General features: G+C 60.8%; 17 protein-coding genes. 6 read left to right on the forward strand and 11 right to left on the reverse strand.

Annotation, left to right across the window (positions count from 1 at the left end; translation table 11 throughout):
* The first annotated feature begins 76 nt into the window (after positions 1–76).
* Complete coding sequence (locus tag VSP_RS25830) at positions 77–835, forward strand: TVP38/TMEM64 family protein (protein WP_029190763.1); 759 nt, start codon at positions 77–79, stop codon at positions 833–835.
* Here VSP_RS25830 and VSP_RS25835 read toward each other — a convergent pair.
* Positions 741–3,155, reverse strand: a complete 2,415-nt coding sequence (locus VSP_RS25835) for an endonuclease/exonuclease/phosphatase family protein (RefSeq protein WP_009964346.1) — start codon at positions 3,153–3,155, stop codon at positions 741–743. The two genes, VSP_RS25830 and VSP_RS25835, sit on opposite strands and share 95 nt — an antisense overlap.
* Positions 3,156–3,195: 40 nt before the next feature.
* A complete protein-coding gene (locus VSP_RS25840; RefSeq protein ID WP_009964347.1) occupies positions 3,196–4,458 on the reverse strand; it encodes a glycosyltransferase in 1,263 nt (420 codons plus the stop codon).
* Between the two features lie 134 nt (positions 4,459–4,592).
* On the opposite strand from VSP_RS25840, the gene VSP_RS25845 reads away from it, so the two are divergent.
* Together VSP_RS25845 and VSP_RS25850 are read left to right on the forward strand one after the other, a co-directional pair.
* Entirely contained in the window at positions 4,593–5,012 is a 420-nt protein-coding gene (locus VSP_RS25845) for an ATP dependent DNA ligase (RefSeq protein WP_009964349.1), read from the forward strand.
* A gap of 86 nt (positions 5,013–5,098) precedes the next feature.
* On the forward strand, positions 5,099–5,518 hold the full coding sequence (locus tag VSP_RS25850) for a hypothetical protein (RefSeq protein ID WP_009964351.1): 420 nt from the start codon (positions 5,099–5,101) through the stop codon (positions 5,516–5,518).
* A gap of 9 nt (positions 5,519–5,527) precedes the next feature.
* On the opposite strand, the gene VSP_RS25855 is transcribed toward VSP_RS25850, so the two are convergent.
* Positions 5,528–5,725 (reverse strand): hypothetical protein, encoded by a 198-nt coding sequence (locus VSP_RS25855; RefSeq protein WP_009964352.1) that lies wholly within the window; start codon positions 5,723–5,725, stop codon positions 5,528–5,530.
* Between the two features lie 181 nt (positions 5,726–5,906).
* On the opposite strand from VSP_RS25855, the gene VSP_RS25860 reads away from it, so the two are divergent.
* Entirely contained in the window at positions 5,907–7,049 is a 1,143-nt protein-coding gene (locus VSP_RS25860; protein ID WP_009964353.1) for an ATP-binding response regulator, read from the forward strand.
* Between the two features lie 29 nt (positions 7,050–7,078).
* Here VSP_RS25860 and VSP_RS25865 read toward each other — a convergent pair whose 3' ends face one another.
* The gene (locus VSP_RS25865; protein WP_009964354.1) at positions 7,079–7,321 is read right to left on the reverse strand and encodes a hypothetical protein; all 243 of its coding nucleotides are present in this window, start codon (positions 7,319–7,321) and stop codon (positions 7,079–7,081) included.
* Between the two features lie 197 nt (positions 7,322–7,518).
* On the opposite strand from VSP_RS25865, the gene VSP_RS25870 reads away from it, so the two are divergent.
* On the forward strand, positions 7,519–9,237 hold the full coding sequence (locus VSP_RS25870; protein ID WP_157211065.1) for a 4-alpha-glucanotransferase: 1,719 nt from the start codon (positions 7,519–7,521) through the stop codon (positions 9,235–9,237).
* Positions 9,238–9,290: 53 nt separating this feature from the next.
* On the opposite strand, the gene VSP_RS37440 is transcribed toward VSP_RS25870, so the two are convergent.
* On the reverse strand, positions 9,291–10,274 hold the full coding sequence (locus tag VSP_RS37440; protein ID WP_009964356.1) for a L,D-transpeptidase: 984 nt from the start codon (positions 10,272–10,274) through the stop codon (positions 9,291–9,293).
* Positions 10,275–10,426: 152 nt separating this feature from the next.
* Here VSP_RS37440 and glgX point away from each other — a divergent pair, with 152 nt between their 5' ends.
* On the forward strand, positions 10,427–12,559 hold the full coding sequence (gene glgX / locus VSP_RS25880) for a glycogen debranching protein GlgX (RefSeq protein WP_009964358.1): 2,133 nt from the start codon (positions 10,427–10,429) through the stop codon (positions 12,557–12,559).
* Positions 12,560–12,660: 101 nt separating this feature from the next.
* Here glgX and VSP_RS40050 read toward each other — a convergent pair whose 3' ends face one another.
* From VSP_RS40050 to VSP_RS25910, 6 genes are all read right to left on the reverse strand, one after another.
* The gene (locus tag VSP_RS40050; protein ID WP_053332391.1) at positions 12,661–13,245 is read right to left on the reverse strand and encodes an HD domain-containing protein; all 585 of its coding nucleotides are present in this window, start codon (positions 13,243–13,245) and stop codon (positions 12,661–12,663) included.
* 241 nt (positions 13,246–13,486) lie between these two features.
* A complete protein-coding gene (locus VSP_RS25890; RefSeq protein WP_009964361.1) occupies positions 13,487–16,654 on the reverse strand; it encodes an efflux RND transporter permease subunit in 3,168 nt (1,055 codons plus the stop codon).
* A 24-nt stretch (positions 16,655–16,678) separates the two neighbouring features.
* A complete protein-coding gene (locus VSP_RS37450) occupies positions 16,679–17,944 on the reverse strand; it encodes an efflux RND transporter periplasmic adaptor subunit (RefSeq protein WP_009964362.1) in 1,266 nt (421 codons plus the stop codon).
* Positions 17,941–18,579, reverse strand: a complete 639-nt coding sequence (locus VSP_RS25900; RefSeq protein WP_009964363.1) for a TetR/AcrR family transcriptional regulator — start codon at positions 18,577–18,579, stop codon at positions 17,941–17,943. The genes VSP_RS37450 and VSP_RS25900 overlap by 4 nt, the downstream gene beginning before the upstream one ends.
* 107 nt (positions 18,580–18,686) lie before the next feature.
* Positions 18,687–19,775, reverse strand: a complete 1,089-nt coding sequence (locus VSP_RS37455) for a YncE family protein (RefSeq protein WP_157211066.1) — start codon at positions 19,773–19,775, stop codon at positions 18,687–18,689.
* A gap of 188 nt (positions 19,776–19,963) precedes the next feature.
* On the reverse strand, positions 19,964–21,325 hold the full coding sequence (locus VSP_RS25910; RefSeq protein ID WP_009964365.1) for an ABC transporter ATP-binding protein: 1,362 nt from the start codon (positions 21,323–21,325) through the stop codon (positions 19,964–19,966).
* Positions 21,326–21,329 lie beyond the last annotated feature (4 nt).

A 21,329-nucleotide genomic window follows, 5' to 3' on the forward strand; every position in this document is an offset into this window, starting at 1 on the left:
AAGAGCAAGTCTGCGGCAACCGTCCCCATCCAGTCACGCGATGGATGATTGAAGGGTGCAACCTTTTCCCGCCATCATGCCGACGCCCGCATCCAATCCCAAACCCGAGGAGCATCGCGAGCCGGGCATTTCCCTGCGGCAACAAGCCGCAGCCTGGTGGAAAAGACTCCGCCTCGTCAAAATCACCCTTCATCAGTGGCGACTAGCAGCCTTTCTGGTTGCCGCGTTGTTGCTGGTCTCGTGGTTGTACCGGCAGATTGATGTCGCGGGGCTACACGACCGCGCTGCCCACATCAGTGGGCCAGTGGTGTTTATCCTGATGACCGTGCTGCCACTGCTGGGATTCCCCGTGAGTGTGCTTCACGCGGTGGCGGGTCTCCGTTTCGGGCTGGGCTGGGGATTCGTTCTGGTAGCGGTTTCCATCTTACTACAGCTGCTTGCTGCACATCGCATCGTTGGCCTCGCCCCGAACTTCTTTGCCCGTCGGTTGAACGCCCTGCGCCGTCGTTTGCCGGATGCGGCGCATCAGCCTCTCACCATCTTCACCATGCTGCTGCCTGGTGCTCCCTATTCCGCACAGATCTATGTGCTGCCTCTGGTGGGGGTGCCGTTGAACATCTATCTGACGTGGAGTCTGCCCATCAATGTCGCCCGCAGCATTGTCGGTGTTGCGTTCGGCGAATTCAGCGACCGGCTGAGCCCGCTAACCGTCAGCCTGTTCCTGCTCTATGGCGTCATCATCATGGCTCTTTCGGCATGGTCGTTTCAGCGGCTGCGGAAGAAGATAGCCGCAGGTCGGCCACCAGCGGAAGATGATCCGAAGCCACCCGTGTGACTTGAGTGCGAGGAACGCGCAGCTTCTCCACCGTGAAGTGCGAGGAAATGAAGACGTGATCCAGCCGGATGAAGGGCTGTAGAGAGCTGAAGGTGTTCACCGGACGCCACCCCTTCGTGATGCTCTGCACATCCCGCAGAGCGGTGATCGCCAGTTTGTAGCCAGGGCTCCCCACCCCAAAGTTGAAGTCACCACAGAGCACGACCGGCTCCGTTTCCACCACAGGGCCGAGCCAATCCGGCCCCAGCAGGGACAGCATCTGGGCGACTCGCTCCCTGCTGCTGAGCCCAAGATGCGTGGCCACCATATTCACCACCTGTCCCTCCAGCGTCGTCCTCACCCAGATGGCGGACCGCGGCTCTGGCCACCAGTTTCCCGGATCGGCAGGGAGCAGCCCGGTCTTCACCACCTCCACCGGGCGACGACTCAGCAAGGCATGGCCATAGCGCTCCGCGGCGCGGGTAACCGTGGGACAAAACACCACCTCGTACCCCGTCAGCTCTGCCACCCTCGTGGCCTGGTCCTCCCCCCGAGAGCGTGATCGCCCATGCTCCAGCTCCTGCACTGCCACCAGATCAGGGGAGTAGTGGTTGATCACCCGGGCGATGCGTCGCGGCGAGACGCGTCCATCCATGCCGATGCAACTGTGGGCGTTGTAACTCATCACCCTGAGAACGGGTCCCTCCCCTACATCCGCATGGGGTTCGAGGTCACTATCACGTCCCAGATGATGCAGGGCGGCTGCCCGGAGTCGGTCCGGGCGGACAAAACCTGCTCCTCCCACAAGGCCGCGAGTGGCAGGCGGCACAAGCAGGAAGCCCTGCGTCTCCTCCGACCCCGCCCCGGCATGCGACCCGCGCTCCGCCGCAAAGGTCCAGCTCCGGTCCTCTGGCCCCCACCCCAACAGGACGAGGTCGCCTGAATTGGGGTTGTTGCTAAGCGTGGCCAGATCCTTCGCCAGCACCTCCCGCATGCTCTCTGGATGCCGGGCAAACAATCCCACGGCCCCGTCTGGCACTGAAGCCTCCCCGCCCGCGTGAAACCAGGTGATGCCGCCTTCCCGTTGTTTCATCAACACCCCCGGCACCTGTTTTTCCTGAACCAGCTGTCTGGCCAGGCGGATGCGCTCCTCGTCCTCCACGGGCCGGTTGAAATAGACATGCCCCACCGGTCCCACAGCCACCACGGAGAATCCCCGCCTCGCCTCGCCCTCAGCCACGGAAGCATCCTGATGGGAGCGCCGCTTTTGCGCCTGGGTATTGCACGAGGGATTGGACGTCACCGTGGCGTCACTATGGCGTGCCGTGGGCGGATCCACCCCCAGGCAGTCTGCAATCACCGCCTCAATGCCGCCTTTGACTTCCGTGGCAAAGGAGCGAGACCTCTCCTGCCCGTGATCGGAGAAGATCCACACCTGGTAATCCCGCCGGCGGGAGCGATGGGCGGCGCGATAGAGATTCTTGATGGCGCGGTCGATGCCCTTCAGCGACCAGTGGGCGAAGTGCGAACCCGGCCCGCGGCGATGGGCAAGCTCGTCGTAGCCCAGGAAGTTCAGGTGCACCACGGGAAGCCCGCGTGTGACATCCACCTTCCCGCCGATGGTCACCACCTCGCGCAGCCCGATGCCGATGAAGGTGCGCGAAAGCACCATCGACATCTCACGCCCCCAACCGTGCCCTTTGATCACTCCCAGGAGGGCCAGCGGCACTGCGATCACCAGCTCCAGCAACAAGAGTCCCAGGATGCGCAGGACAGCAGGGACGTTCAGCACCGCGAACACCAGCATGTTGCGAAACTTGCCTGACCGCCACATGTCCCCCAGACCATTGCTCGCCGCGCAGAAGTGGCTCTCCTCCAGGTCTGCGCCACCGGAGTAGATGTTGGACCATGAACTGCCTCCTTTGAGCAGGCCTTCGGCACGCGCTTGAAATTCCGCCTCAAACTTCTTCGCCCACTCGGAGCAGAACATCATCCCGGTCTCCCCAGTGGACCGATCCCGGAAGCTGAAGGCCGGCACCCCAGCGTGCACGCCGTAGTAAAGCTCCGCCTGCACCGCCGGGGTCGTGCTGGGCAGGCCGGAGTAGAAGGTGGTGAGATGATACTCGCTACGATCCACCAGCCGCTTCAAAAAAGGCATGCGCCCCTTTTTCAATGCGGCCTCCAGCTGATGACGGGCCAACCCGTCGATCTGGATCAGCAGGAGCCCGGGCTCCTCCCCCGTGTCTTCGGAGGCCCTAAGCCCCAGATGGCGGATGGCCCACTCACTGCGGCTCACGCGGCGACGGAGCCGGTGGAAGAAGGATTCTATGCGGTCAAACATCTTGGAAGGTGTCTTTCTTCAAACCCAACGAGTCATTTCCTCATACCATCAGCGCACTGACTACGGCATCTGCCCGTTCCGTAATGAGCCGCCACTCCACGCCGAGACGCTCCACCAGGGTGCCCCAGGGGCTTTGTTCGATCTCCTTGCGCTGACGCAGGGTCCCGCGTCTCACCTCCGCATAGAAGTCCAGCGCCATCTTGGCGCATCGCTCTTTCGAGAAGACATTGGCGGTCTCGCGGGCAGCCATGGCGCAGGTCTCGCGCATTGCCGGGTCGTCATGCAACTGCGTCAGAGCCTTGGCAAATGTCTGGACCTCTGCATCAGCAGGGAGCTGAATTCCATTCACCCCATCTTTCAAGACTTCCCTGGCTCCCGGAGCATCCAACGCCACCACGGGCAATCCTGCGGCCATGGCCTCTGCAAGCACGAGCCCCTGAGTTTCACTCATCGAGGCGAACGCGAACACATCCATGGCATGATACGCGGCCGCCAGCCTTGGGCCCGTCAATTTGCCCGCCAGATGGAGCCGGTCTGCCACTCCCTCCCGGGTGAGCGCGGCCCGCACTGTCTCCTCCGCAGGGCCGCTGCCCACCACCAGGAATCTGGCCCCCGGATTGATCTTCAGGAAGATCCCCACGGCTCCGGCCAGGTACTCCAGATTCTTTTCCGCAGCGAGCCGGCCCAGGTGGCCCACCACAAAGGCATCATCCGGGATCTTCAGTTTTTTCCTCATCCCCCGACCGTCCCCTGAGGAGAAGGCCTTGATATCTATACCGGTGGGAACCACCTTGACCGGCGACTCCACCCCACGCTCCTTGATCATCGTAGCAATGCTCTCGCTGGGAGCAATCACGCCGTCACAGAGATTGGCAAACTGGGTGGACAGATTGACCGCGACCTCGCGAAATGCTGGCGAATCAAACGGCACATAGTGGGTGTAGTCCTCGTACCGCGTGTGGTGGGTGAAGACGACCGGCACGTTCTTGCTGGCTCCCACCCGGAGTGCGGTGGCCCCAAGCAGGAATGGGTGGTGGGCATGGATGATGTCGGCCTGAAATGAGTCCAACCGCTCATTGAGGGCTCCTGCCATGGGCAGACAGACGGAAAAATCGCTTCCGTTGAAGTTCTGGATCGCCGGCACCCGCTCCACGTAGGACTCGTACCGCTTCGGTGGGGGCCGCCCCTCAAATGTAGGCGCCACCACCAGCACCTTGTGGCGCTGTTTCCGGTATTCCTCCGCAAAGGTGCTCACCGAGCGGGCCACCCCGCCCACAAGGGGGAGGTAGGTGTTGGTCATCATGCAAATATTCATCTGAAGTCTCTCCTGCGTATCGCATCAGACTGCCAGTCACGTGGCTTTTCCGTTACCAAGCTCAAGTTGATACCCGCAGCAGAAGAGGCACTTGCGTAGCTCCGAAAAAACCAACCTCCCTCATGACACTTTGCACCAGCCTCGTTCCTGCCGCGACATCGCTCTCTTCCTCCAAGCGCTCCCCCCTTCCTATCCTTTTTGCCGGGGGCCAGCTTCCAGTCTGGATTGGAGGCTACATTCCCGCGGGAAGAACGTTCGAGTCCCTGCTCGTGGGAGTGTGGGAACGCAAGGGCCTGCGCTACATTGGCTGCCTTCAAAAAAAGTGGAGCGAGCGCGAAAAGGCGGAAATCCTGGCGCAGATTGAGGAGATTCCCCTCAACCGCTGCCCTTTTCACAACCTCGAATCAGGCTCCGCCATCTTTCCAAAAGGCACGTCGCCACGCTGGCTCTTTCCCTCACTGAAGCTGACGGCCAAAGCAGAGGATCTGACGCCGGCCAACACTCAAGACCAGCCTGACCTCGCCCCTTTTCTCACAGCCTGATACGCCTTCTCATTGGGCGGTGATTTCCCTCCATCCATGGCGGGAGCACCACCCGATTCAGTGGGGGTATTCTCATCCTCACGGCTATGAAAACTGATTTTGACGAGTTCAAAGCGGCATTCGATTCCTACCTCGACCTGTGTGAAGAGCCTGTCGAGGGCATCCTCTTTCTGCGATACGAAGATCTGGAGGCAGCCAGCCATCTCCACACCATCCAGGATGAAGGTTTCACCCCGATCGTCGCCCTACAGGATCACATCGACACGCTGACAGACTGCCAGAACTACGCGGTGGAGCATGGCGTCACATCCACCTACATTTTTTTTAAATCGCACTCCTATCAACAGTGGCTGAATGCCCGCGAGTGGGTGGACAGCCCCGCCCATCGCGCCCAATGGGCTCAGGAGCAAGTCGATGTGGAGATCGTCCCGCACGCCTCCCGTGGCATCATCTGGTTCTACAGCACCGGGGTGCCGGTCCGTCAACTCGTGGATGTGCTTGAGTAGGCGGGCAGTTCAATGGGAGGCTTCGCCCTGGTCCGTAGGATTGGGCTGGCCTGTCTCCTTCATCTCCTCATACGCCTTTTCCCGGTCCTGACCGGTCACAGTCTCGCGTCCGTCGCGTTTTGCGATTTCTGCCGCACGCAGTTCCAGCTTGTCCGCACTGGCGGGTTGGGGCGGATCTTCTTGGGTCACAGCAGGTTTTGTCTTCATGTAAAGGGAGCTTTCCTAAGGCATCGGCTCCCACCTTCACCTCGGCCGCATTGGCTGGAGCATCGATTCTGGGCCAATCTGCCGCTACCCAGCCGGTAGCCCTCGATGACGGCTCAAGAGTTTCTGAATAGCACTCTCATTTGCCTACGATCACCCATCGGACACTTTGCGATAAACGATCATGCAGGTCTTGTCTTCAGGCGTGGCGATTAGCGGATTGGTACTGGTGGTGGATGATCAGGTCCGGAACCTCCAAATGGTGACCAATCTGCTCACGCATCGTGGATTTGAGGTCATTACCGCCTCGGGAGGCCGGGAGGCCCTGAACTGCCTCGCGACCAAGATCCCCGACCTCATTCTTCTGGATGTGATCATGCCGGAGATGGACGGCTTTGAAGTATGCCGTCAGATCAAGAGCAACCGGGCTACAAGCCATGTCCCTGTGGTGTTCCTCTCGGGCAGTGCCGATCAGTCTTCCATTGTACGCGGATTTGAAACTGGGGGTGTGGACTACATCGCCAAACCGTTTAACAAAGCCGAGTTGCTTGCCCGCGTGCTCACGCATGTGCAACTGGTGCAGGCCCAGCGCCGTCATGAGGCGCATCTTATGGAGCACAATCGCACACTCGGCATGATCGCAGAGGAGTGGCATCAGCCTCTCCAGCACATTGCCCTGCTGACAAAAAAAATCGCTGGACTCCATCGCCCGGGGGAGACATCGCTGGCCATGGAGGCGAACGCCCAGGTGGAATCCATGCTCACCTCCGTAGAACGCTTTCTGCACAAGCAATCGCGGGAGCAGGCAGGTCTTCATGACTCTTCCGCCAACACGGAACAAATCACCTCGAACCTGGAGACCCTGGCCGGCCGCTGGTATCTCACAGCCAAGCGCAAATGTGTGGACATGCGCATCACCAGCCCTTCGCAGGAGCCGCTGGTAGCGGCCTCCCCTTTCGCAGTGAGACAGATTGTAGATGCCCTCCTCTCCAATGCCATCCATCACACCCCCAGAGACGGCATGATCCAGGTAACCATCAACCGCAACAATGGGCAGGTTCTCTTCCAGGTCGAGGACAACGGGGCAGGGTTTCCGGATGATTATTTAAAGGAACCGTTCCACCCCTACGTGCGAGGTCAGGACCAGTCTGATGCAGCGGCCCTCGGCCTGGGACTCGCCGCCGCCAAGCGCACCGCAGACCGCATTGGTGCCACTTTCTCCATCAGCAATTCCACCCAAGGAGGGGCACTCGCCACCGTGAGCTTCCCCCTCCCGGCGGCATTGGTATCGTTTGCAGATCCGGCTCTGGCCGGAGCCGGTGCCTGATCACGGCAGAAACGAAGAGGGAGCGAAGGTCACACCCGGTCCTTCAGCCCCTGCTCACCGGCATGCTTGGCACAGTGGGCGCAGCAATAGATGCCATCTTCTGACTCAAGCCCATGACCGACGATTCGGCAGCCACAATGGCTGCACTGGGGCGCAAGCGCGTGGATGGCGCATTCAAAACTGTCAAAGGTATGGCGCTCGCCAGCGATGACGACTTCGAAGGCCTTGTCATAGACATTCCCGCAGGTTTCACAAGCAGTGGCAGCAGACATAAGATCCTCCTTTTTAATGGGGATTCGTGTGCCCCTGCCACGCCGGCTGTTTCCAAAACGTCGATGGTACTGTCATTGAGTGACAAAGCGCGAAAGTGGCCTTTCGCCCGAACCTTTTGGTCAGGCTGCCTGCTCAAGCCTCATTTGAGCCAGGGGATGGGCAGCTCTTCCCTGCCGCCAAACCGACCTTCTGGAAAATGTCCGCCCCCACCTTCAACAAGAATCTCGCGGGACTCCTCGTGCCCGTCTTCGCCCTCCGTCACGCCAATGACTTTGGCATCGGCGACACTCTGGCCATGAAAGAAGCCGTGACTTTCTGCAAAGAGAATCGCCTCGCGGTGCTGCAGACCCTTCCCATTCATGAGACGATTGGCGACCACAGTCCCTACAACCCCATTTCATCCCGCGCACTCTCCCCAGCCCTGCTGGACCTCTCTCCAGCCAATGTACCGGGGCTCACGGACGGCGTGCTCAGCCACTTCGCACCGGGTGCCTGGCTGGCACAACTCCGCGAAGGGACAGTGAAACACCACACGGTGCAACTCTTGAAGTTGCACATTCTACTGGCCGCGTTTCATCGTTTCAAGGCTGCGCAGGCGGAGAATGTCGACCTCTGGCATGAGTTCGAGGAATTTCAGAAGAATGCGGCAGACTGGCTGCCGGTTTACACCCTGTACCGCCTGCTCATCCGGGAATATGAGGGCAATCCGAACTGGACCCAGTGGCGGCCGGAGCACCACCGGGTAGAGGCTGCTGAAGGGTGGTTCGAGTCCCACCCGGAGCGGCGGTATCTCACCGAGCTGCGCCAGGGTTTCGCCTATGTGCAGTGGGTGGCCTGGCGTCAGTGGCAGGAGGTCCGCCGCCATGCAGACGCCTGTGGCGTGATGCTCATGGGAGAAATGTCCTTCGGCGTCTCAAAATCCAGTGTCGATGTGTGGGCCAGTCCAGAGCTGTTCGATGTGGAGTGGAACATGGGGACGAGACCCATCGTGTACTTCGATACCAACAAGGACTCCGAGCGGTGGGGCCAGAACTGGGGGCTTCCGCCTTACCGGTGGGAGAACCACCGATCCAGCGGCTTCGCCTGGCTCCGTGGGCGCATCGCCTCGGAGCGCCAGTTCTTTCACATCTGCCGGCTGGATCATCTCAGGGGTTACTTCCGGGCCTACATGTTCCCCTGGGCTGGCGGAGCCCGGCATACGGAGTTCGCGACGTTAACCGACGATGAGGTGCTCCGCCGTACTGGGGGACGCATGCCCCGGTTTGTCCCCGGCCCGGATGAAGATCCCGTCAGCGCCCGCATGAACGAGCTGCAGGGCCATGAGATCATCTCCGTGATGAAGGAGGCTGCGGGGGAAATGCATCTCATCGCAGAGATCATGGGAAACATGCCGGACTACATGCGCCGCACGCTGGATGACCTGGGGGTGGCCAATCTCGTCTTCCCCCAACTTGAACGCACCGACGACCGCACGCTTCTGCCTCCCTCCACCTACCGCCGCCCCAGCCTGGGGGCCTATGCCAACCATGACCATGCCCCCCTGGCCGCGCTGTATGAGCACCTTCAAGCCGGGGCCAAGGCAGATCTCCATGGTGATGCCGCCAAGGATCTTGCAAACCTGCTGGGCTTCGCCGGATGGTCGGCACCAGCACCCGACACGCTGACGGATGAACTCCTCCTGGCCCTCCAGGAGGCACTCTTCAAGACTCCGTGCGACCTCACCGTGCTCATGAGCAGCGACCTCCTCGGCACTCCACAACGATTCAACCTCCCCGGAAGCTATGGCACAGAGACTTGGAACGAGCGGCTGGATCACCCGCTTTCCACCTTCGCCAAGCACCCCGTCTTCGGTCCGCGCATCTCCCGGGTCCGAGAGTTAATTCAACGAACCCACCGCCTGCCAGAACAAGGTTGAAAACGAAACTCCACCACCTTCCAACCCCCAACCCTTGTAACCTTTAACGCCTCCTACTTCACCTCCACCTTCACCCCGGCCTTGACCAGACCGGCGAGGCGAAGGACATCCCAGTTGGCAAGACGGATGCACCCATGGCTGTCTGCCCGGCCGATCGAGTCCGGGGCCTTGGTCCCGTGGATGCCCAAGCCTTTGCGATCCAGCTCAATCCAGATCACTCCCACATCATTGTTGGGGCCGGGCGGAATCATCAGGAACTTACCGCTGCGCTCCCCTTCTTTGAGCATCTTTTCGTCGCGACGGAACTTGGGAAACCTCTCCATGCCCTCGATCGTCCAGATCCCCGTCGGCGTGCCGGTTTCCGTTGAGCCAATTGTCACGGGGAACGCCGCGGCAATCTTGTCTCCTTGAACCACCTCCAGCATGTTGTTGCTGCTGAGCACTCGCACCAGCGTTTTCCCCTGTCCCTCGGGCATGGCATGGCCGGGTGCAAAAGTCTTCACCGTGTTAACGTCAAAGGGCTCCACCTTGGGAACCAGCACCTCATCACCTTCCTTGAGAGCATCTGTCTTGCCCCCGTTGAGCTGGCGGAAAAATTTCTCGTCGCAGTGGAACTTCTCAGCCACCGCCTCGACCAGGCTGGCATACGGCAACCACTCCCGTTCCGCCTGATCCTCCGGCTTTGCCGGGACATCCCCCACCAGAGCCGCATCCTCCTTGGTCACCACATAGTGTGTGAGGGCTGATGACCCCTCTGGACCCACACTCGCAGTGGTGGCATCCACCTCGGGTTCCTGCCGGGGTACGGGGCCGTGGACTCGCTCGTAAATCTCACGGGCGGTCTGCGTGAACAGGCCGCCTTTGCCGTCGATCTTCCCCGGCCCATAGCCAGCCCGATCCAGAAACACCTGTAGCCTGAGCATGGACTCAGTCTCCGCAGTATAATAGAACTCAGGCACCTGGGCCACGCAGACATTGCATGCACCGGAAATGAGGAGCAGGGTGCCAGCCACGAGATTGCAGGGCCATGATTTCATGCTTCCGAATCGCGTCACTACGTGACCATGGCCGGGAGTAGAAAGGGCGAGAGCCCAAGCCCCGGAAATGAGCCCTGCTGGAATTCATCCGACCGTTTTCGGGGATTGCTCCGATAGCCCTGTGGACAACCCCAATGGCCGACTATTCTCCTATGTTCCCTACTCGATCTCCCATCCGTCCCGGAATCCACTTCCCACTAGGTGCCACTGCCGGACTGGACGGCACCAATTTTGCCATCTACTCCGCTCATGCCACCCGCATGGAGCTGTGCCTCTTCGATGGGCCCAAGCTACAACGGGAGACGCGCATCTCCCTGCCCGAGTGCACGGATCACGTCTGGCACGGCTTTGTTCCCGGCGTCAAGGCCGGCCAGGTGTATGGCTACCGGGCGCACGGTCCCTATGAGCCCGAGATGGGCCACCGGTTCAACCCCCAAAAGGTCCTGCTTGACCCCTATGCCAAGGCCATAGGTCGACCCATGGTCCGCTGGGGCCCCTCCCTCTTCGGCTACCGTACCGGGGCTGCCAGGGAGGACCTGAGCATTGACCGGAAAAACTCTGCGCATCTGGCGCCTCTGGGCATGGTGATGGACACACGCTTCGACTGGGGGGGCGACGAACCGCCCCGCGTGCCCTGGAGGGAGACCGTCATCTATGAGGCCCACGTGAAGGGTTTTACCAAGAACCTGGCCGCCCTTCCGGAACATCTTCGCGGCACTTACGCTGGCCTCGCTTCAGATCAGGCCATCCGGTTCCTGAAGGATCTGGGCATCACCACGGTGGAGCTTTTGCCGGTGCACCACCACCTGGATGACGCCTTCCTCCTGGAGAACGGCCGGACGAACTATTGGGGCTACAACACACTCTCTTTCTTTGCCTTTGAGCCGGAATACGCCGCCTCCCGTGATCCCCATGAAGCCATGCGCGAATTCAAAGGCATGGTGAAACGGCTTCATCAAGCCGGGCTGGAGGTGATACTGGATGTCGTGTACAATCACACTGCGGAAGGCAGCCAGCGCGGGCCCACCCTCTCTTTGCGCGGGCTGGACAACGCCTCTTATTACCGGCTCTCACCGGCCTCCGCCCGCTACTGCGAAGACTTCACCGGCTGCGGAAACACTGTCAACACCATGAACCCCGCCGGACTCCGGCTCGTGATGGACAGCCTCCGCTACTGGGTGACGGAGATGCATGTGGATGGCTTCCGCTTTGACCTGGCCAGCGCCCTGGCCCGTGAGGCGCATGGCTGGGACAAGCATGGATCCTTCTTTGATGCCATCGGCCAGGATCCCGTGCTCAGCCAGGTCAAGCTCATCGCCGAACCCTGGGATATCGGCATGGGCGGCTACCAGGTGGGCAACTACCCCACAGGATGGGCGGAGTGGAACGGCCGCTATCGCGACCAGATCCGCCGCTTCTGGAAAGGCGTGGATGTCGCCAACGACGCCGCCTTCCGCTTCAGCGGCAGCGCGGATCTCTACAACCATAGCGGACGGCATCCCCAGGCCAGCATCAACTTCATCACTGCCCACGATGGCTTCTGCCTGCGCGATCTGGTGAGCTACAATGACAAGCACAATGAGCGCAACGGGGAGGACAACCGCGACGGAGCCAACGATAACGAGAGCTGGAACTGCGGACATGAGGGTGACCCCGCCCCGCCGGAGGTGCAGGCACTCAGGAAACAACAGGCCAAAAACTTCATCGCCACCCTCTTCCTCTCGCAGGGTGCCCCCATGCTCGTGGCCGGGGACGAACGCTGGCACACCCAGCAAGGCAACAACAACACCTACTGCCAGGACAATGAACTGACCTGGCTGTCCTGGGACTGGCAGGACGACGCGGTCGAGATGCGGGACTTCACCCGCAGCGTCATCGCTCTGCGTCGGGAGGAAGCCGTCCTCTCCCGCAAGTACTTCCTCACCGGACAGTCCCATGGCCCCAATCTGCCCAAGGACGTCATCTGGTGGAACCCTGAAGGCAGGGAAATGGAAGGAAGGGACTGGGAGGCAGGATTCACCCGATGCTTCGGCATGCTTCTGCCCGGAGCCGCCCTGCAGTTGAAGCACGAGGACGGCTCCCTGCTAAGGAGCAATACCGTGCTCGTACTGATCAACGGGCACTATGAAGATCTCACCATGGTGTTGCCCGCCACAGACGGCACAGGGGACTGGACCTTCCGTCTTACCACCTGCGACCGCGTGCCAAGGGAGAATTTCGTGAGCGGAGCTGAGGTCAATCTCCCGGCACGGAGCCTGACTGTCTTCACCTCCGCGCCTGAATGAGCCCCTCAGGCAGTCAGGCCCCGCCGACACCGGCGGGGCTTGACCGTCCTCCCTCACCCCAAGAGGATCAGGAGATAGACTCGCAGGGTGCATGGCCCCGTTTACGGCTTTACCTGCAGGATGGTATTTGCCAGCATCTGCCGCGCCACCCGGAGATTCACAGGCAAAGGAGCACGTTTCATGGCTTCGAGGAACAAAATGGCGTTCTCGATGGTGTGGATCAGGTCGGGCGAGTGGAGCCGGGCAATTAGATTGTCCATCAGATCTGCCACCTTCACCGCCACTGCCACATCCGAGCCTTGCAGCACCTGGGTGATGTAGTCAGCTTCAGGCATCTCTTCCTGACGGGTGAGAGCCTGCACTGCCAAGGCCACACTGGTACCGAAAACGGCCTCCACCAGACCGGGGTCTGTGGGAGTCTTCTCCAGCACATCATGCAGCAGGGCCACCACTGAATACTCGGGAGCATCCAGCAAGAGGACGTTGTGAACAATATTGGCCACGCGATAGGCATGATCCGCCTCCGGTTCGTCAGGATCACTGCGGCGGAATCCATCCAGATGGCGATTGGCGAAGGACGCTGCCTTCAGCACATCAGAGTCGGTGGAATCAAGGTAGAGGAATTGCGCCATCCCTACCACAGGATTGGCGTGGGCCTGGAGGGGCATGCTGGATAGAAGGGTCATGCGTCAAATGGGGGTTTGGGGAGCGCGAGGGCCCGATGGCCCGCGCACTCTCACTTGGACGGAAATCGCATGCCAACGCGCAACTGGGTGCAGTCGTTTCATCCGAATCCACCTGCCCCTGAACGAGTCACCAGCCCCTCCCCTGGTATTCTTTCGCCAATGTGGCGACAGCCCCCTGCGACTCCCCCTGGCATCCCGGCTTCGCCTTTCTCACAGCAGAAGCCGGGGACAACTCCGTCATCTAGCCTGCATGCCCTGGCACCGCCGCGGAGGGCGTCTCCGCCTCCGCCTCCTTTTTCGGCGGTCCAGAGATCTTTTCCGCCAGAGTCTGGACCTCCTTATAGAGCCACGGGATGAAGAAGACTCCGATCAAGGTGGCGGCAGTCATGCCAAAACACACCGCCGTACCCAAACTCTGTCGGCTGGCTGCACCGGCCCCGGAAGAGAGCACCAGAGGCACCACCCCCAGGATGAAGGCCAGGGAGGTCATGATGATCGGCCTCAGCCGGAGCTTCGCCCCTTCCAGCGCTGCCTCCTCAATGCCCATGCCAGCTTCCCGCCGCACCTTGGCAAACTCCACAATCAGAATGGCGTTCTTCGCCGCCAGACCAATGAGCATCACCAGACCGATCTGCACGTACACATCATTGGTCAGCCCCCGCATCCAAGCACCGAAGAAGGCTCCGAATACGCCAATGGGCAGGCCAAAAAGGACCGCAAAGGGCACAGCCCAGCTTTCATACTGGGCAGCCAGCACAAGGAAGACGAACAAGAGAGCCAGACCTAGAATGATGCCCTGCTGTCCGGCCGCCTGTTTTTCCTGCAGAGCCGTGCCCGTCCATTCGTAGCCGTAGCCGTCCGGAAGGTTTTCCTTGGCCAGCTCTTCCATCGCCTCAATGACCTGGCCTGAACTCACTCCAGGAGCCCCGGTGGCCGTTATTTCCGAGGTCCGGTAGAGGTTGAAGTGAGGCAGCAGATCCGCGCCGGTGCTGGACTCCACCTTGGCGAAGGTGCTGAAGGGCACCATGCTCCCGTCTGCGCTGCGCACGTAGATGTTGTAGATGTCCTCCGGCACCATGCGATAGGCCGGCTCTGCCTGCACCTTCACCTGGAAGCTGCGGCCAAAGAGGGTGAGATCATTCACATACAGCCCACCCAGATAGCTCTGCAGGGCGCCAAAGACGCTGTCCAAGGGTACGCCCAACGTCTTGATCTTGTCGCGATCCAGATCCACAAAAGTCTGCGGCACCTGCGTGCTGTAGAAAGAGAACACCCGCGCCAGATCCGGCCGCTGGGACGCGGCAGCCAGCATTTTGTTGGAGACCTCCTGCAATTCTTCGGGGGAGCGGCCGCTCCGGTCCTGTAGTTCAAACTGCACGCCCCCGGCATTGCCCAGCCCCTGAATCGGCGGGGGCGAGGTCGGGATGATCATTGCTTCCGGGATCTGGCTCACCTTGGCATAGATGGCAGGAACGATTTGTGCCACCTGCTCAGACGGGTCGGGCCGCTCCTTCCAGTCCTTCAGCGAGACAATGCAAACCCCGGCATTGGAACTGCGCGCCCCACTCAGGAGGTTCAGACTGCCGATCGTGATCACATCGCTGACCCCAGGCGTCTTCGCGAGGATGTCCTCCACCTTCCGGAGCACCTTGTCTGTCCTCTCCTGAGAGGCTCCATCAGGCAGCGTGGTGATCACAAACAGGTAGCCCATGTCCTCATCAGGCAGGAAGGAGGTGGGAAGTTGTTTCAGCAATCCAAAGGTTCCGGCGTAAAGCCCTGCCAGCAGCACGAGGGCGATGACCGCATAGCGGATAAGCCAGCGGCAGATGCTTACATAGTGCCCGGTGACGCGGTCAAACCAGCGGTTGAACGCAGCCAACCCCCGCCCCAGGGGACCCCTGGGCGGCTCCCGGTGGCGCAGCAGCATCACGCAGAGTGCCGGGGTCAGAGTCAATGCCACCAGCGCGGACAACATCACCGACACGGAAAGGGTGATCGCAAACTGCTGGTAGAGCTTGCCTGTGATGCCGCCCATGAATGACACCGGCACAAAAACAGAACACAATACCAGGGCAATGGCGATGACCGGCCCCGACACCTCGTGCATGGCCTTGCGTGTGGCGGCCAGCGGGCTCAACCCCTTCTCGATATGGTGCTCCACCGCCTCCACCACCACGATGGCGTCATCCACCACCAGACCGATGGCAAGCACCATGGCGAACAGGGTGAGGGTGTTGATGGTGAAACCGAGCGGTCCGAAGATGGCGAATGTCCCGATAAGAGACACCGGCACCGCCAGCATGGGGATCAGGGTGGCGCGCCAGTTGCCCAGGAAGATAAACACCACCACGACCACCAGCACAAAGGCCTCCGCCAGGGTGTGAATCACTTCCTCAATCGACGCCGTCACAAACAGTGTCGTGTCGAAGCTCACCTTCACCTCCATCCCGCTCGGGAAGGCGGTGGCCAGCTCATTCATGCGCTTCTTGCAGGCCTCTGCGGTATCCAGCGCGTTCGCGGTGGGGAGCTGGAAAATCCCTATGAGCGCTGCCGGAGAGCCATTGATGCGACCGAAGCTCGCGTAATCCTTGCCCCCCAGTTCCGTCCGGGCCACGTCTCGCAGCCGTACTACGGTGCCGTCCGCCAGCGTGGTCAGCACAATTTCCCCGAACTCATCCGGCTGCACGAGCCGGCCCTTCACATTCACGGAGAACTGGAATTCCGTGCCTTTCTCCGCTGGCGGCGCACCGATCTGCCCTGCCGCCGCCTGCACGTTTTGCTCGGCCAGCGCCTTGGAGACATCATTGGCAGTCAGCCCCAGTTTGGCCAGCTTGTCCGGCTGGAGCCAGACCCGCATGGAGTAGTCCTTCTGTGTGAAAATCTGGACCGCCCCCACCCCTTGCACACGGGCAAGCTCAGACTGCAGATTCAGGAAGGCGTAGTTGTTGAGAAAGAGGTCATCATAGGTGCCGTCTGGTGAGCTGAGAGCAAAGACCAGCAGCATGTCTGGAGACTGCTTGGTCACGGTGATGCCGTTTTTTGTCACATCCGTGGGCAGTTTGGGCTGGGCCCGGGCCACGCGGTTCTGCACATCCACGGCTGCATCGTCGATGTTCTTGCCCACCTTGAACGTCACCTTGATGGAGCTCTGGCCATCACTGGTGCTTCCGCTGGACATGTAGAGCATGTCCTCCGCGCCGTTGATTTCCTGCTCCAGCGGGGTGGTGACCGTCTCCTCCACCACCTTCGAGCTCGCCCCCGGGTAGGTGGCGGTCACCTGAATGGTGGGGGGCGTCATGTCGGGGTAGCGGGCGATGGGCAGCGAGCGCAACCCCAGCCAGCCTACCAGCAGGATCAAAATCGAGATGACCATCGCGAACACGCGACGGTTGATGAAGAACTGGGCCATGGTGGTCTCCGGTGAAGGTGGATGTTACTTGCCGTCGTTCGCTGCCGGTTTCTCTCCCGAGGGAGCCGCGGGTGCAGAGGGTGGGACAGGGGCGGCCTCCGGCGCTTTCCCTGGAGCGGGTGCAGTCGGCGGAGCAGGCTTGCCCCCCTCGTCCGTGCTGGCCTGTTGCGGGTTCACGACCATGCCAGCCCTTGCTTTTTGCAGCCCTTCCACCACCACTCTTTCGCCTGGCTTGAGTCCGTTCGTGACGATGAAATAATCTTCAAACCGGTCCTTGGCCACGATGGAGCGCTGCTCGACCTTGTTGCCCTCGCCCACCACCATCACCGACTGTACGCTCTGTGTGTTTACCACCGCCCGCTGAGGCACCAGCACCACATCCGGCCGCTCCTCCGTCATAGCCCGCACCCGGCCAAACTGGCCCGGCTTGAGAAGGCCTTCGGCATTCGGGAAGGACACCACAATTTTCAGCGTTCCCGCCTTGGCATCCAGTGCACGATCCGCAAACTCAAATTTGCCGATATGCTCATAAGTTGTGCCATCACTGAGAAGCAGGCGGAACTGCATGGCCGCGCTGTGTTTTTCCCGCGCCTCGTCATCCCCCATGAACCGGCGTTGAAAGCGGATGTAGTTCCCCTCCGGCACGTTGAACTGCACCCGCATGGGATCCACGATGGACACCACAGCCAGCAGCATGGTGTCAGAGCTGCTGCCCACATAGTTTCCTACATCCACGAGGCGGGCTCCGATGATCCCGTCAAACGGGGCCCTCATCACCGTGTACCCCAGGCTGAGTTCTGCGGAGGTCAGGGCCGCCTTCAAGGCCAGCACCTCGGAGTCTGCCACCCGGGCATTGGCATTGGCCGTGTCCAGATCCTGCTGGGAGATCGCATTCTGCTTTACCAGAGGCACCAGCCGTTTGGCATCCGCCCGGGCTCTTTCCGCAGTGGCTTCAGCTTTGGCGACATTTGCCCTCGCCTGCTCCACTGCGGCTTCGTAGGGCTTGGGGTCAATCTCAAACAGCAGATCCCCTTTCTTCACCAGCCCCCCTTCCCGGAAGGGTGCCTGGGTGAGAAACCCCTGCACTCGCGCCCGGATCTCCACCGTGGCCGCCGCCTGCGTCTGCGCCACGCTATCTACAAAAATGGGCACCGTTCGCTGGATCGTCTGGGCCACGATCACAGCCGGGGGCGGCGGAGCCATGGTCTGCTGCTTTTTTTTCCCACAGGCGGGGAATAACACGGCAGCGGTCAAGACTGCCGCCAGGTGGGGAACTGCTTTGAGTTTCATGGAGGAGTGGATCGGGAGATGGAACGGAGCGCACATTCGGACACAAACCGGGCCTGGGCCTTCCACGATTTGGGTGACAGCAGCCCTGACGCCCACTGGCGAAACAAGGCCACGACCATCCCCTGGATGACCATGGTAAAGAGCCGGGGATCCCCCGGACGGAACTCACCTGCCCTCTGCCCTGCCGCAATGCGGGCAGCGAGCCAGGATTCAAACCTGTTTCTCAGGGCCTCCAGCCGCTTCTGCGAGGCGGGCTCCTTCATCACCTCCACCCCTTCCGAGAAATAAATCTGGATGAGGCTGATATCGCGGCTCGCATACTCAACCTGAGACTCCACCACCACTCGCAGTGCCTCATGCGGACCCGCCGCGGCCTTCACCGCCTCTTGAACATGGCGCGTCACGCCAGACATCTGTCGCTCCAGCAGCCCCATGAAGAGGTCCTCCTTTCCGGAGAAGTAACGATAGATCGCACCGGTGGCATATTCCGCAGCTCGGGCAATATCCTCCATGGAGGTGCGATGGTAGCCCTTCGCCGCAAATTCCTGCGCCGCTGCCGACAGCAGCCCCTCGATCTTCCTTTCCCGTTCCCGGGTCCGGCGATCGGCTGTCTGTAGCTGTGAATGAGTATTCACGTTCCTGAATACGTATTCACTTTTGCAATTGGATGTCAAGCGACGAAAAAAATGCCAACCCCGTCTCGAGGCTGGCATCATAGACTCTTAGAGGCGGGCGCCTCAGGCTATTTCTTCGCCCAGGCCAGACCATCAGCCACCTTGCCCACATCCACCAACGACTCCACCTTCCACGCTTTTAGATCGATCACCGCCACCTGGGCGCTGGCGTCACAAGACACATAGGCCTTGGCTCCATCGGGGCTGACAATCAATGCCTGGGGAGCGGCGGGCACGTCCACGGCACGGCCCAGCTTCATGGTGGCCAGATCCACTTCCACCACCAGGTTGCGGTTGATGATGGTCACCAGCAGGGTTTTGCCATCAGGGGTGGCCGCTGTGCCATAGCCGTAGTCCGGCAGAGGAATGCTGTTCTTTACCGTGTTCGTCGCGGTGTCCACCACCACCAGGAGCGGCTGCACCTGATCCGAGGTAAAGGCCAGCTTGTCATCCACAGACAGGGAGATGCGCTGGGTACGCGGTGCCACCTTGATGCTGGTGAGGAGCTTCCGGGCCTCCAGATCCAGCACCGAGACCGTGCCGGATTCCACATTCGCCGTGTAGCCGCGCTTGCCGTCTTTGGAAACGGTCAGCATGTGGGACTCAGGATGTCCCGTCGGCACGGAGCCTAGAATCTTGAAAGTCTTGGGATCAATGACGGCCACCGAGTTCTCCAGCTCTGTGGTTACGTAGAGCAGCCCCGTCTTCTCGCAGGTGATCGGGCAGTGCGGCCGCACCCCTTTGCCAAAGTCGATCGTCGCCACAATGGCCTTCTTTTCCAGATCGATCACGCGAATGAGCTGGCCATCCGTGCCCGGCTTGCCCACGCCCGAGTTCCCAAAGATGGGGACAAACGCCAGCTTGCCGTCCGCCGAAGCTGACACCTCATGCCCGGTGATCCCCTCTTCCGGCACCACCGCGATTTGTTTATTGGTCTTGGGATCGATCAACGATAGCGTGCGGTCCCCTTTGTTGGTGACGAGCACGGTGCCCTGCACCACAGGGGCGACAGTGCTCTCCGCAAGGGACGCTCCGACAAAGGCCAGCAAGGAAAGGGCCCCCAATGAGATGACCTTGAGGATGCGGGGACGCGCCACGGGGAGACTTGCGCCAGGAGGCAAAGAAGGGATGGCAGACGAGGTGTTGCAGGTGCTCATGAAGGAAGGAATGAACGAATGAGAAATGCGAAACGAGGGATGGGGCCAGCCCGCATTCTTGCCCTTCCCGCGTGCGGTTGAAAGCGCAAAAAAAGGGCGGCCTGCAGGTTGGCAGGCAAAAAGAACGCCCGCCCCACGGGTGATCTTGCCGTCTCCGGCAAACGGGACGGCGAATTGTCCCGTTGGGTTCACGCCTCCTTCTCTTCGGCCTCGTCCAGCGGGACAAACACAGTCTGCGAGTTTGCATTGTAGTCCATGATCCCCGCATAGCGCCCCCAGGCGATCATCGTCTGGAGGATCTTCTCCGGATTGTCGTAGGGCAGAGCGGTGGCAATGTCCTTGAGGATACGTTCGGCCTCCACCTCATCCTCCAGCTTGAGGTATTCAATCACGATGTGAAACAGCCTGAGCTTGTACACCTGGTCGGAGAAAATCTTCTTTCGCCCCTCCCGGTCGGCTGCCAGGAATTTCAACCCCAGTTCGGTGAGGTACACATCGTTTTTCGGCGTGTCCACCAGCTCCAGGATCTCCGCCGCCTTCACCAGGGAGATAGTTTCCCAGAACTCACGGCCAATCTCATTGGAGATGTCGTAGATGTTTGTGAAATCTGGAGAGTCCCTCAGGATGCTGAGCAGGCCGAGAATCTGGCCCACCGGCACCAGGGGTATGGATTCCATGCGGCTGCGCGCCCGGGACACTGGCCGGCCTGAAACCAGAAGCGGCTCAGGCGGCAGGTCTGGCAGTGTAAGGGTGGTGATGGTTTCGTGAATTGTGGCCACAAGCCGTTGGAACTCCGGATCCCGCGAATCCCGCGGATAGGGCAGGTTGTTCTCCAAAACCAGGCCCAGTCTGCCGGGACGGGGAAAGAGAATGCAGATCCGGGTGGCCATCTCCACGGCCTCCTCAATGTTGTGAGTGACCATGAAAATGCTTTTCAGCCCGGAGTCCTTCTTCTGCCAGAGGCCGATCATCTCCTGGCGCAGGTTCTCCGCCGTGAGGACGTCCAGGGCACTGAATGCCTCATCAAGGCACAGAATCTTTGGCTGGGAGACAAGAGCCCGGGCGATGCCCACCCGCTGACGCATGCCACCAGAGAGCTCCCGCGGATAGGCCGTGTGGTAGTTGCTTAGACCAATGGTCTCGATGGCCTTCTCTACCGCGATGGCCTTTTCAGCCCGAGTCATGCGGCGGGACATGAGCCCCACCGCCACATTCTGCTCCACCGTGAGCCAGGGATAGAGGGCAAACGTCTGGAAAACGATGGACGCATTGGGATTGATCCCCTTGAGCCGCTCCCCGTAGCAGAGCACCCTCCCGGTGCTGGGCTCCGCCAGTCCGGTGAGGCATCGCAAGATGGTCGACTTGCCAGATCCTGACTGGCCCAGCAGGGCGAGGAGCTCACCCTCATGCACCGCCAGGTCAATCTGGTCCAGCACCTTGAGTTCCCGGCCTCCCGCCAGATTGAAGGTCTTGGAGATGTTGCAAAGCTCCGCGATAACTGGACGGGCGGGACCCGCATCAGACGGCAGGAAGGCAGAAGTCGCATTCATGGCA

Source organism: Verrucomicrobium spinosum DSM 4136 = JCM 18804, assembly GCF_000172155.1.
Lineage (GTDB): Bacteria > Verrucomicrobiota > Verrucomicrobiia > Verrucomicrobiales > Verrucomicrobiaceae > Verrucomicrobium > Verrucomicrobium spinosum.

Bases quoted from the DNA above. Each gene is read 5' to 3' on its own strand.
- VSP_RS25830 (WP_029190763.1), top strand. From the start codon at position 77: ATGCCGACGCCCGCATCCAATCCCAAACCCGAGGAGCATCGCGAGCCG.
- VSP_RS25835 (WP_009964346.1), bottom strand. From the start codon at position 3,155: ATGTTTGACCGCATAGAATCCTTCTTCCACCGGCTCCGTCGCCGCGTG.
- VSP_RS25840 (WP_009964347.1), bottom strand. From the start codon at position 4,458: ATGATGACCAACACCTACCTCCCCCTTGTGGGCGGGGTGGCCCGCTCG.
- VSP_RS25845 (WP_009964349.1), top strand. From the start codon at position 4,593: ATGACACTTTGCACCAGCCTCGTTCCTGCCGCGACATCGCTCTCTTCC.
- VSP_RS25850 (WP_009964351.1), top strand. From the start codon at position 5,099: ATGAAAACTGATTTTGACGAGTTCAAAGCGGCATTCGATTCCTACCTC.
- VSP_RS25855 (WP_009964352.1), bottom strand. From the start codon at position 5,725: ATGAAGACAAAACCTGCTGTGACCCAAGAAGATCCGCCCCAACCCGCC.
- VSP_RS25860 (WP_009964353.1), top strand. From the start codon at position 5,907: ATGCAGGTCTTGTCTTCAGGCGTGGCGATTAGCGGATTGGTACTGGTG.
- VSP_RS25865 (WP_009964354.1), bottom strand. From the start codon at position 7,321: ATGTCTGCTGCCACTGCTTGTGAAACCTGCGGGAATGTCTATGACAAG.
- VSP_RS25870 (WP_157211065.1), top strand. From the start codon at position 7,519: ATGTCCGCCCCCACCTTCAACAAGAATCTCGCGGGACTCCTCGTGCCC.
- VSP_RS37440 (WP_009964356.1), bottom strand. From the start codon at position 10,274: ATGAAATCATGGCCCTGCAATCTCGTGGCTGGCACCCTGCTCCTCATT.
- glgX (WP_009964358.1), top strand. From the start codon at position 10,427: ATGTTCCCTACTCGATCTCCCATCCGTCCCGGAATCCACTTCCCACTA.
- VSP_RS40050 (WP_053332391.1), bottom strand. From the start codon at position 13,245: ATGACCCTTCTATCCAGCATGCCCCTCCAGGCCCACGCCAATCCTGTG.
- VSP_RS25890 (WP_009964361.1), bottom strand. From the start codon at position 16,654: ATGGCCCAGTTCTTCATCAACCGTCGCGTGTTCGCGATGGTCATCTCG.
- VSP_RS37450 (WP_009964362.1), bottom strand. From the start codon at position 17,944: ATGAAACTCAAAGCAGTTCCCCACCTGGCGGCAGTCTTGACCGCTGCC.
- VSP_RS37455 (WP_157211066.1), bottom strand. From the start codon at position 19,775: ATGAGCACCTGCAACACCTCGTCTGCCATCCCTTCTTTGCCTCCTGGC.
- VSP_RS25910 (WP_009964365.1), bottom strand. From the start codon at position 21,325: ATGAATGCGACTTCTGCCTTCCTGCCGTCTGATGCGGGTCCCGCCCGT.